9 protein-coding genes are annotated in these 11,095 nt (G+C 71.4%); 3 read left to right on the forward strand and 6 right to left on the reverse strand.

The features are described 5' to 3' along the window. Positions 1-121 precede the first annotated feature (121 nt). A complete protein-coding gene (locus tag Van01_RS20145) occupies positions 122-1,819 on the reverse strand; it encodes an FAD-dependent oxidoreductase (RefSeq protein ID WP_204009651.1) in 1,698 nt (565 codons plus the stop codon). A gap of 241 nt (positions 1,820-2,060) precedes the next feature. Between Van01_RS20145 and Van01_RS20150 the strand changes: the two genes are divergently transcribed. Then, positions 2,061-3,167: an LCP family protein gene (locus Van01_RS20150; RefSeq protein WP_204009653.1), complete on the forward strand. Its 1,107-nt coding sequence runs from the start codon at positions 2,061-2,063 to the stop codon at positions 3,165-3,167. Between the two features lie 49 nt (positions 3,168-3,216). On the opposite strand, the gene Van01_RS20155 is transcribed toward Van01_RS20150, so the two are convergent. From Van01_RS20155 to guaB, 4 genes are all read right to left on the reverse strand, one after another. Next, on the reverse strand, positions 3,217-4,686 hold the full coding sequence (locus Van01_RS20155) for a M1 family metallopeptidase (RefSeq protein WP_204009655.1): 1,470 nt from the start codon (positions 4,684-4,686) through the stop codon (positions 3,217-3,219). A gap of 169 nt (positions 4,687-4,855) precedes the next feature. Continuing rightward, positions 4,856-6,232 carry a M1 family metallopeptidase gene (locus Van01_RS20160; protein ID WP_239099184.1) on the reverse strand — a complete coding sequence of 459 codons (1,377 nt, stop codon included), beginning with the start codon at positions 6,230-6,232 and terminating at the stop codon, positions 4,856-4,858. Between the two features lie 73 nt (positions 6,233-6,305). Next, entirely contained in the window at positions 6,306-7,424 is a 1,119-nt protein-coding gene (locus Van01_RS20165; RefSeq protein WP_204009658.1) for a GuaB3 family IMP dehydrogenase-related protein, read from the reverse strand. 37 nt (positions 7,425-7,461) lie between these two features. After that, the gene (guaB, locus tag Van01_RS20170) at positions 7,462-9,024 is read right to left on the reverse strand and encodes an IMP dehydrogenase (RefSeq protein WP_204009669.1); all 1,563 of its coding nucleotides are present in this window, start codon (positions 9,022-9,024) and stop codon (positions 7,462-7,464) included. A gap of 197 nt (positions 9,025-9,221) precedes the next feature. On the opposite strand from guaB, the gene Van01_RS20175 reads away from it, so the two are divergent. Next, positions 9,222-9,632 (forward strand): DUF5319 domain-containing protein, encoded by a 411-nt coding sequence (locus Van01_RS20175; RefSeq protein ID WP_099852928.1) that lies wholly within the window; start codon positions 9,222-9,224, stop codon positions 9,630-9,632. A 12-nt stretch (positions 9,633-9,644) separates the two neighbouring features. Here the strand turns inward: Van01_RS20175 and Van01_RS20180 are convergent, their stop codons facing one another. Then, positions 9,645-10,442: a helix-turn-helix transcriptional regulator gene (locus Van01_RS20180; RefSeq protein WP_204009671.1), complete on the reverse strand. Its 798-nt coding sequence runs from the start codon at positions 10,440-10,442 to the stop codon at positions 9,645-9,647. 253 nt (positions 10,443-10,695) lie between these two features. On the opposite strand from Van01_RS20180, the gene Van01_RS20185 reads away from it, so the two are divergent. Continuing rightward, on the forward strand, positions 10,696-11,079 hold the full coding sequence (locus tag Van01_RS20185) for a WhiB family transcriptional regulator (RefSeq protein WP_204009674.1): 384 nt from the start codon (positions 10,696-10,698) through the stop codon (positions 11,077-11,079). The last annotated feature ends 16 nt before the right edge of the window (positions 11,080-11,095 follow it).

The raw sequence follows: 11,095 nt of genomic DNA on the forward strand, positions 1-11,095 counted from the left end.
GACCCTCGCCCCCGGTCGCCCCACCACCCCCGCCCCAGCGCACGCTGATCATGCAGTTGTGGCACCTGGAAAGAGACGTTCAACCACTTTTGTCAGGTGCCACAACTGCATGATCGCGGGATCAGGGGTGACGGAGGGCGGCGGGGGCGTGTGGGGGGACGGCGGGGTGGTGTGGGGGGACGGGGGGCAGGGGGCGGTAGGGGGAGCCGGGGGCGGGGCGGGGGTCGGGGTCGTTCTTGTTGGGCCAGAAAGACATGGCGCGTTCGGCCTGGGCGGTGATGGTGAGGGACGGGTTGACACCGAGGTTGGCGGAGACGGCGGCACCGTCCACCACGTGCAGGCCGGGGTGGCCGTGGACGCGGTGGTAGGGGTCGATCACGCCGTCGGCCGGGGTGGCGCCGATCACCGCACCGCCCAGGATGTGCGCGGTCACCGGGATGTCGAACGGCTCGGTGAGCGCGCCGCCCGGCGTACCGTCGATCTCCTCGGCGAGCAGCCGGACCGCCTCGTTGCCGGCCGGGATCCAGGTCGGGTTGGGGGTGCCGTGGCCCGGCCCGGAGACCAGCCGGCGGCCGAGCGGCCCGCGTCGCAGCCGCAGGGTGATCGAGTTGTCCGCCGACTGCATGACCAGGGCGATCACCGTACGCTCCGACCAGTTCCGGACCGACAGCATCCGGGCAGCCAATCGTGGGTGACGGAGCAGCTGCCCGAACCACCGGCGCAGCCGGTGCGGCCCGCCGTCGACGAGCAGCGACTGGAGCAGCCCCATCGCGTTCGAGCCCCGGCCGTAGCGGACCGGCTCGATGTGGGTCTGCGGATCGGGGTGGAACGAGCTGGTGATGGCCACCCCCTCGGTGAAGTCCACGCCACGCTCGCGGGCGCGCCGGTGCGGGACCGAGGCACCGAGGATCGCCTCCGAGTTGGTCCTGGTCAGTTCGCCGAGCCGGGACGATAGCCCGGGCAGGTCACCAGCTTCCCGCATCGCGTGCAGCAACCGCTGGGTGCCCAGCGCACCGGCGGCGAAGACCACCTGGTCGGCGTGGATCACCTGCCGGTCCCGGCGCAACCAGGCGCCGGTGCGCTCGGTGTGTACCTGGTACCCCCCGTCGACCGGCCGGACCGCGGTCACAGTGGTCAACGGATGCACCCGTACTCCGAGCCGCTCGGCCAGCCAGAGATAGTTCTTGACAAGCGTGTTCTTCGCCCCGATCCGGCAGCCGGTCATGCAGGCGCCGCAGTGGGTGCAGCCGGTACGCTCCGGGCCGGCCCCGCCGAAGTACGGGTCGGCGACCCGTTCCCCCGGCCGTCCGAGGTACACAGCGACCGGGGTGGCGTGGAAGGTGCGCCCCACCCCCATCCGCTCGGCGACCCGCCGCATCGCCCGGTCCGCCCCGGTGGCGACCGGGTACGTGGTCACTCCCAGCATCCGTTTCGCCTGCTCGTAGTGGGGGGCCAGCTCGGCCCGCCAGTCGGTGAGGTGCCGCCACTGCGGGTCGTCGTAGAAGCCGTCAAGCGGTTCGTAGAGGGTGTTGGCGTAGACAAGCGAACCGCCGCCGACGCCGGCTCCGGACAACACCAGCACCCCGCCGCCGGCCCGCCGGTCGGCGGCCCGGAGCAGGGTGATCCGCTGGAGGCCGAAGCAACCCAGCCGCGGCGCCCACAGGAAGCGACGCAGTCGCCACGAGGTCTGCGGGAACTCGTCGTCGGCGAACCGCCGGCCCGCCTCCAGTACGCCCACCGAGTAGCCCTTCTCGGCCAGCCGCAACGCGGCGACGCTGCCGCCGAACCCCGACCCGATGACCACCACGTCGTACCGCATGCCTGCATCATTACTCGCGAGTAGCTCTCGCGCCAGGACCTGAATCCGCGCGATCATGCTCGGCACCGCGTCAGTTTCGCCCGACCGGGACGCAACCACGAGCCCGGCTCAGCGCGTTGGACCGGTAGACCCAGGGCGGGTGCCGAGGCTCTCCGTCGAGCCGAGGCGGAGTCGCCGGCAGAGTCGCAGGCGGATTCGCCGGCGGCCCGGGACTTCGACGGACGCCCTAAGGAAGCGGGGGATGATGCTCGGAGGAGACCGGAGACGGTTGACGTTGGCGTTGGCCGGGGTGGCCACGCTGGCGGTGGTCGCGGTGATCGGCGTGGTGGTGGCCCGTACGGTGAGCGACGACCGCCGGACACCGGCCGCCGCCACCGGAAGCCCGAGCGCGTCGCCGAGCGCCAGCCCGAGCCCGAGCCCGCCGCCGGGGGCCGACATCACCGGCCCGCTCAACCTCCTGCTGGTCGGGGTCGACACCCGGGTGAGCGTGCCCGGCTGGGAGCCGCACGCCGACGCGGTCCTCGTGCTGCACGTACCGGCGGGGCTGTCCCAGGCGTACCTCTTCTCCCTCCCCCGCGATCTGGTGGTGGACATCCCGGCGTACAAAGCAGCCGGCTACCGGGGCGGACGGACCAAGCTCACCCACGCGATGAGCTACGGCAGCCGGGTGCCGGACCGCCCCAAGCGACCCGACCCCGCCCAGGGGTACGAACTGCTGCGCCGGACAGTGAGCGACTACACGGGCCTCCGCATCGACGCGGGCGCGGTGCTCACCTTCGGCGGCTTCGACGAGTTGGTCGACAGGCTGGGCGGCGTGGACCTCCGCATCGACCAGCGGGTCGTGTCGCGGCACCGGCAACCGGACGGCAAGCACCGGGAGCCGGGCCCGGGCGTGGGCGGCTACGTCGGGCCACAGATGGTGTACGAGCCCGGCGAGCGGCACCTCAACGGCTGGCAGGCACTCGACTACGCCCGTCAGCGCTACCTGCCCGGTGGCGACTACGCCCGGCAACGCCACCACCAGCAGCTCATCCGAGCGCTGCTCGGGAAGATCCTCGACCAGGACCTGGCCCGGCAGCCCGAACGGGTCGAACAGGTGGTCGCCGCGCTCGGCGACGCGCTGCTCTACGTCGGCGGCCGGCGGATCGTGGACTTCGCGTACGCCCTCGGCACGCTGCCGCCGCAGGCGGTCACGCTGGTCGGGCTGCCCGGTGCGTCGGTGGGCCGGGGCAACGCCTACCGGGGCGAGGAACTGACAGCCGTCGGCCGCCGCTTCCTCACCGAACTACGTGCCGGCAAGGCCGACGCCTTCCTGGCCGACAATCCCAAACTGAAGGTGAAGAGCTGAGCGGCCCGCCACCGGGCGATGGAGCGCCTCGCCCGGTGGCGGACAGCACCTAGAGACGCTTCGGAACGGCGGGCTTCTTCTTGCCGTAGAGCCAGGCGTCGAAGAGCTTGTCCAGCTTCTCACCGGAGACCCGCTCCGCCAGCGCGACGAACTCCTCGGTGGTGGCGTTGGCGTCGCGCTTCTCCCGCGCCCAGGTCTTGAGGATCTCGAAGAACGCCTTGTCGCCCACGGAGACCCGCAGGGCGTGCACAGTCATCGCGCCGCGCTGGTAGACCGACTCACTGAACATGTTCTTCACCCCCGGCTTGCCGGGCGGCGTACGCCAGACCTCCGCCGGCACCCGCGCCATCCGGATGTCGAACGCCTCCTTCGCGGTGAACTCGTCGGTGTGCTCGGCCCACAACCACTCGGCGTACGACGAGAGCCCCTCGTTGAGCCAGATGTCCTGCCACCGGCTCAGCGCCACGCTGTTGCCGAACCACTGGTGGGCGACCTCGTGCGCGACGACGCCGGTGTTCTCGCCCCGCCGGAAGAAGCCCGCCGAGTAGACCGCCCGGCTCTGCGTCTCCAACGCGTACCGGATCCGCTCGTCCGAGACGACCACGCCGCCGTACGCCTCGACCGGGTACGGGCCGAAGACGGTCTCCAGGTAGTCGGCCACCTTGATGGTCTTGGCCATCGAGGCGTCCGCCGCGCCCTTGGACACCTTCGTGGTCACCGCGTTGAACACCGGCCGTCCCTTGTGGCTGCCCTCGGTGATCCGGAACTTCCCGATCGTCACCATGCTCAGATAGCTGGCCATCGGCGTGTTCTCGGCCCAGCGCCAGGTGGTCCAGCCGTCGGTGCTGGTCTTGCCACCCGGGACGCCGTTGCTGATCGCGGTCAGCCCGTCCGGGACGGTGATCTCGAAGCGGTAGGTGGCCTTGTCCGAGGGGTGGTCGTTGACCGGGAACCAGGTACTCGCCGACTCGGGCTGGCCGAGGGCTATCGCCCCGTCGCTGGTGTGCAGCCAGCCACCCTCGCCGACCGCCTGGTTCTTCAGCGACTTCGGCTTGCCCGCGTACGTGATCTCGGTGGTGAACTCCCCGCCGGACACCAGGCCGCCGGCCGGCGTGACGACCAGCTCGTTCTTCTCCTGCCGGTGTTGTGCGGGCTCACCGTCCACGGTGACCGCGCTCACCGTCAGGTGGGCCAGGTCGAGGTTGAACGACGACAGGTCGGCCGTCGCCTTCGCCTGGATCGCGGTGACGCCTGTCAACCGGTCCTTCGCCGGGTCGTAGCGGACCTTCACCGTGTAGCCGGCGACGTCGTACCCGCCGTTGCCGTAGCTGGGAAAGTAGGGATCGCCGGCCCCGGCGGCACCCGGCTGGAAGTCCGGTGCCGGCGCGGCCGACCCGCTCGGCGTTGCCGCGCTCGGCTCCGTCTCCTCCGGGGCGGCCGAATCACAGCCGGTCAGCCCCAACGCCCCCACCAACAGCAGAGCCACGCTCCGCCGCAGGTGCTTGCGCACACCTGTCATCGCACGTCCTCCCCGTGACACGTGACCGACCGACGGCCGGCCCGCGCGATCGACTCAGTCCGATCGCAGGCCGCAGCCTACCTATCGAGTGATCACGGGCAGAACGTCGATCCGGCAGTGACGGCGAGCCGTTCTCCGGCCGAGAGTGACCGGGCGGATGAGACGCCGCTCAGGGCAGGGCGGGTGCGGCGGTGCCGGTCAGCCAGGTGTCGAAGAACGAGCCCAGGTCGCGGCCGGAGACCCGCTCGGCCAGGGCGACGAAGTCGGCGGTGGTGGCGGTGCCGTCGCGGCGTTCACTTGTCCACGTCCGCAGGATCTGGAAGAAGGCGTCGTCGCCGACGGTGCGCCGCAGCGCGTGCACGGTCAGCGCGCCACGCTTGTAGACGGCGGTGCTGAACATCTGACCGGGGCCGGGATCCAGGGTGCGCCGGGACCATTCGGTGGCCGCGTACTGGAGTTCGAAGTTGCGCTGGGCACTGCGCCCGCCGTCGTGCTCCTCCCACAGCCACTCGGCGTAGCTGGCGAAGCCCTCGTTGAGCCAGATGTCACCCCAACGGGCCAGCGCCACACTGTTGCCGAACCACTGGTGGGCCAGTTCGTGGGCGACCACGCTGTAGTTCGGCTCGCCACCGCGGAAGAAGCCGGGCCCGTAGACCGGCCGGGACTGCGTCTCCAGCGCGTACCCGATCCGGCTGTCGGAGACCACCACACCGCCGTACGACTCGAAGGGGTACGGCCCGAAGCGGGTGGTCAGGAAGTCGGCGATCTCGCCGGTACGGGCCAGGGACGTCGCCGCCGGCCCGGTCGCCGGCAGTCCGTCCGGTACGGCGGTGACCATCGGCTTGCCGGCGTGCTCCCCGGTCTGGACCCGGTAGTCGCCGATCACCAGCGTGCTCAGGTAACTCGCCATCGGCGAGCGCTCGGCCCAGCGCCAGGTGGTCCAGCCGTCGGCGCTGGTCCGCTCCCCCGGTACGCCGTTGCTGAGCGCGGCGAGCCCGTCCGGCACCGTCACCTCAAGGTCGTACGTGGCCTTGTCGGACGGATGGTCGTTGACCGGGAACCAGGTGGCCGCCGAGTACGGCTGGCCGAGGGCGATCGCGCCGTCGTCGGTGTGCTGGAAGCCGCCACTGCCCAGCACACCGTCGGCATCCGCCTCGGGCACGCCGCCGTAGGTGACCTCCACCGTGAACCGACCACCGGAGTCAAGGCCACGGGCCGGGGTGACCACCAGCTCGCTGTCGTCCCGCCGGTGCTCGGCCGGGGCACCGTCCACTGTCACCGAGCTGACCTCCAGCCCGGCCAGGTCCAGGTTGAAGCGGGACAACCCGTGGGTGGCGGTCGCGGTGATCTCGGCGCGGCCGGTGAGCCGGTCGTCAGCCGGGTCGTAACGCACCCCGAGCCGGTAGTGGGCCACGTCGTACCCGCCGTTGCCGCTGCCCGGCACGTACGGGTCGCCGAGGTCGGCGCTGCCCGCCCGGAACCCGCCCGGCTCCCGGTCCCCGATGCCGCCGACAAGCACCACAGCCGCCACCACGGCAGCGGCCACCGCCCCCACACCGGCCCACCACCACCTGCCAGACCTGCTGCTCACCAGGCCGAGCCTACTGCCGCCCCGGCGGTCAGCGGTCGAGGACGAGGCCGACCTTCTGGAACTCCTTGAGGTCGCGGTAGCCGCACTTGGCCATCGCGCGGCGCAGGCCGCCGAAGAGGTTGAGCTGACCGTCGGGCTCGTCGGCGGGGCCGAAGAGGAGGCGCTCCATCGAGCCGAGCGGCTCGCCGGCGGCCTCGAACGCGCCGCGGGGCAGCGACGGGTGGCTGGCCGCCGAGTGCCACCAGGACCCACCGGCCGGCGCCTCCTCGCAGAGCGACAACGGCTCACCGAGCATCACCGCGTCCGCGCCGCAGCCGAGGGCCTTGGCGATGTCGCCGGAGGTCCGGATGTCGCCGTCGGCGATCAGGTGCACGTACCGCCCGCCGGTCTCGTCGAGGTAGTCGCGCCGGGCTGCGGCGGCGTCGGCGATCGCGGTGGCCATCGGTACCCGGATGCCGAGCACCGACTCGGTGGTGGACCACTCGTCTCCGCCGATACCGATGATCACGCCGGCCGCGCCGGTGCGCATCAGGTGCAGGGCGGTCTTGTAGTCGGTGCAGCCGCCGACGATGACCGGGAGGTCGAGGTCGGCGATGAACTCCTTGAGGTTGAGCGGCTCGTCGGTGGTCGAGACGTGCTCGGCCGAGACGATGGTGCCCTGGATGACCAGGATGTCGACGCCCGCGTCGAGGATGACAGGCGCCAGCGCCAGGGTGTGCTGCGGGGAGACCCGCACCGCCACCGTGCCGCCACCGTCACGCAGCTCCCGGACCCGTTCGGTGATCAGATCCGGCCGGATCGGCTCGGCGTACACCTCCTGGAGCCGCTTGGTGGCGCGGGCGTCCTCGTCGAGACCGCCGAGTTCCTCCAGCACCTTGCTCGGGTTCTCGTAGCGGGTCCACAGCCCTTCGACGTTGAGTACGCCGAGCCCGCCGAGCTGACCGAGCCGCACGGCCGAGGCCGGGCTCATCGTGGCGTCGGAGGGGTGCCCGACGCACGGAATGCCGAACTGGTACGCGTCGAGCTGCCACCCGGTCGAGACGTCGTCGACGTCCCGGGTCCGGCGGGACGGCACGATGGCGATGTCGTCCAGGTGGTAGCCGCGTTGCGCGGTCTTACCCAGCCCGATCTCGACCACGTCACGCATGGGGCACTCCAGATGTGTTCGGGGGTGGTGGGAGGGGTCAGCGGGTGTGGTAGTTGGGCGCTTCGACTGTCATCTGGATGTCGTGCGGGTGGCTCTCCTTGAGCCCGGCCGCGGTGATCCGGATGAGCTGACCCCGCTGGTGCAGCTCGGGGATGCTCTCCGCGCCCGCGTACCCCATCGCCAGCCGCAGGCCGCCGACCAGCTGATGGGCCACCCGGGCCAACGGCCCACGGTACGGCACCTGGCCCTCGACGCCCTCCGGCACCAGCTTCTCGTCGCTCGTCACGTCCTGCTGGAAGTAGCGGTCCTTGGAGTACGACTTGGCCTGCCCGCGCGACTGCATGGCACCGAGGGAACCCATGCCGCGGTACGTCTTGAACTGCTTGCCGTTCACGAAGATCAGCTCACCGGGGCTCTCCTCGCAGCCGGCCAGCAGGCTGCCGAGCATCACCGTGTCCGCACCGGCGACCAGGGCCTTGGCGATGTCACCCGAGTACTGGATGCCGCCGTCGCCGATGACCGGCACGCCGGCCGGGTTGGCCGCCCGAGCCGCCTCCATGATCGCCGTGATCTGCGGAACGCCGACGCCCGCCACGATCCGGGTGGTGCAGATGGCACCCGGTCCGACACCTACCTTCACGCCGTCGGCTCCGGCGTCGACAAGCGCCTTCGCCCCGGCGTAGGTCGCCACGTTGCCGCCGACGATGTCGACGGCGACGTCCTTCTTGAGCCGGCTGACCATCTCCAGCACCGCGCGCTGGTGACCGTGGGCGGTGTCCACGATGATGACGTCGACGCCGGCCTCGACCAGGGCCCGGGCGCGCTTGTACGCGTCCTCGCCGACCCCGATGGCCGCCGCCACCCGCAGCCGCCCCGCCTCGTCCTTGGTCGAGCTCGGGTACTGCTCGCTCTTGGTGAAGTCCTTGACGGTGATCAGCCCACGCAGCTTGCCGGAGCCGTCGACGATCGGCAGCTTCTCGACCTTGTGCTGGCGCAGCAGGCCGAGCGCCTCGTCCTTGCTCACCCCGACCGGGGCGGTGACCAGCGGCGCCTTGGTCATGATCTCGCGGACCGGCACGGCCGGGTCGGAGACGAAGCGCATGTCCCGGTTGGTGACGATGCCCACCAGTTGACCGTCGGCGTCCACCACAGGCACCCCCGAGATGCGGTAGCGACCGCAGAGCTGGTCGACCTCGCGCAGGGTGTCGTCCGGACTCGCCGTCACCGGATTGGTGATCATGCCGGACTCGGAGCGCTTGACCAGGTCGACCTGGAGCGCCTGGTCCTCCACCGAGAGGTTGCGGTGCAGCACGCCGATGCCGCCCTGGCGGGCCATCGCGATCGCCATCCGGGCCTCGGTGACCGTGTCCATCGCGCTGGACAGCAGCGGGATGGAGAGCGAGACGTTGCGGGTCAGCCGGGTGATGGTGTTCACCCGGCTCGGCACCACGTCGGACTCGCCGGGCTGGAGCAGCACGTCGTCGAAGGTCAGCCCCAGCGGCACCACCCTGGCCGAACCGGCGGGCAGCTCGGGCAGATGGCCGCCCAGCTCGCCGCCCTCGATGCCGGCGGACGGGTCGGTACGGGGCGAATTCTCCACGATTGCTCTCCTGAGCTGCTCGAACCGGGCTTCAGTGAGGTGGCACGGGGGGCACCGGCGAACGCCGGGCGAGGGTGCGTCAGCCTCATCGTACCCACTGAAGCTTTCACCACCTGAACCGCGCGGCACCCACCCCGGTAACGGCTCGCGTGACCGGGGGACAGGCGTCGACGGTGGCATGGGACTACGGTGAGGGGGTGCACGACGATCCCATCGACCCGTTCACCGGCGACCCGACCGATCCGGCGGCAGACCTGGACACCCCTGGCGACGACGCACCGCTGGACCCACTGACCGACGTCGAGCGCCAGGACGTGCTTGAGGATCTCGCCGACCTGGAGATCTACCAGGCGCTGCTCGCGCCGATCGGCGTACGCGGGCTCGTCATCGAGTGTGAGGACTGCCGGGAACCGCACTACTTCGACTGGGATCTGCTCCGGGGCAACCTGCGACACCTGCTCAGCTCCGGGCGACCCCGGGTGCACGAGCCGGCCTACGATCCCGACCCTGACCACTACGTCACCTGGGACTATGCGCGCGGTTACGCCGACGGCGTGCACGACACCCTCAGCGAAGGCACCGAGGACGAGTCCGGCGCGGACCGCTGACCGGCGGACGGATCAGGCGACCAGGCCGGCCCGGAATCCGGCGGCCACGGCGTGCGCCCGATCACGGGCACCGAGCTTGCGGAACAGCCGCCGGGCGTGGGTCTTCACGGTGTCCTCGGAGACGAACAGTTCCCGGCCGATCTCGGCGTTGCTCTTGCCCTCGGCCATCCCGAGCAACACCTGTAGCTCCCGCTCGGTGAGGCCGATCGTGGCCCGGTCGGGCCGGGTCGGTGACGGCTTCTCCGGCTCCGACTCGGTACCCGGCTCGGCAGGGTCGTCGCCGCGCTGTGCCGGCACCATCGCCGGCCCGCCTGCCGCGTCCGTACCCGGCCAGGTGGTCTGTGCCTCGCCGCCGGTGCGACCACCGGGCCCGGGCCGGACGGGGCCACCGACGGCTGCGGCGTCCCGGGCGGGGTCGACGATTCGGCGCCGGTTGGCCCGGCCGGGCGCGGCCAGCAGCAGCAACGCCTTGGCGACGGCGCTCGTCAGATCCTGGTCGACTCCCTGGATGAGCCCACGCGCCCCGGCGCCGATCGTCGCCGCCGCCGCCTCGGACTCCTCGGCGCCGAGCAGCAGGACAGCGGCCTGCGGGGCGCGGGCCAGCACCCGGCGGACGAAGCCGACGCTGTCGGGCCGGGTGAGCGCGGTGTCGGCGAGCACCACGTCGGCCGGACGCTCGGCCAACCGCAACATCACCTCAGGGTCGGAGACCGCCGTCCGGACGGCACCCGACAATCCCAACCGCGCTGCCGCGGAGGTCAGGTGCTGCGCCGCAAGCGGCGTTCGAACGCACACGAGAACGGTACGCACAGGCATCTCCTCTCCGGTGACGAGCAGACCATGAGCAGCCCCGGTCGGGAGGAGGTTCCGGGCAATCCTCCCAACTTTTCCGACAGATAGGGCATATGCCGCAATCCGCCAAGTGTTTTGGATCAAAGACGTGTGAGGCGAGGGACGCCCGGGTAGGGAGTGGCCAGGCCGGGAACGGTGCGCCTGCGCGGCCCGCCGCCCGGACAACCGGCCACAAGCTGTCTCGCGGTGCCGCGCGAGAGGAGGGGTGCTGATGTCGAACGTACGTAGACTGCCCGGACCCATCGACGACCTCTGGGACTGGCAGCGGCTCGGCGCCTGCCGGGGCCGCGACAGCGCCCAGTTCTTCCACCCCGACGGCGAGCGGGGCTCGTCCCGGCTGCGCCGGGAATCCTCCGCCAAGGCCGTCTGCCGTGCCTGCCCGGTCCGCGCCGAGTGCGCCGCGCACGCCCTTGCGGTACGCGAGCCGTACGGCGTGTGGGGCGGGTTCAGCGAGTCCGAGCGGCTGCGCCTGCTCGCGGTCGGCTGGGAGGACCTCGCCGACCGCCGACAGACCCGTGTCGACGTCAACCGGCTGGAGGCCCGGCTGGGCCCCTCCCACCGGTCGACGGTGCCCATCCAACGCAACGTCGCCTGACCGACCGCACCACCGA

The sequence above is a fragment of the Micromonospora andamanensis genome (assembly GCF_016863495.1).
Classification (GTDB): Bacteria; Actinomycetota; Actinomycetes; order Mycobacteriales; family Micromonosporaceae; genus Micromonospora; species Micromonospora andamanensis.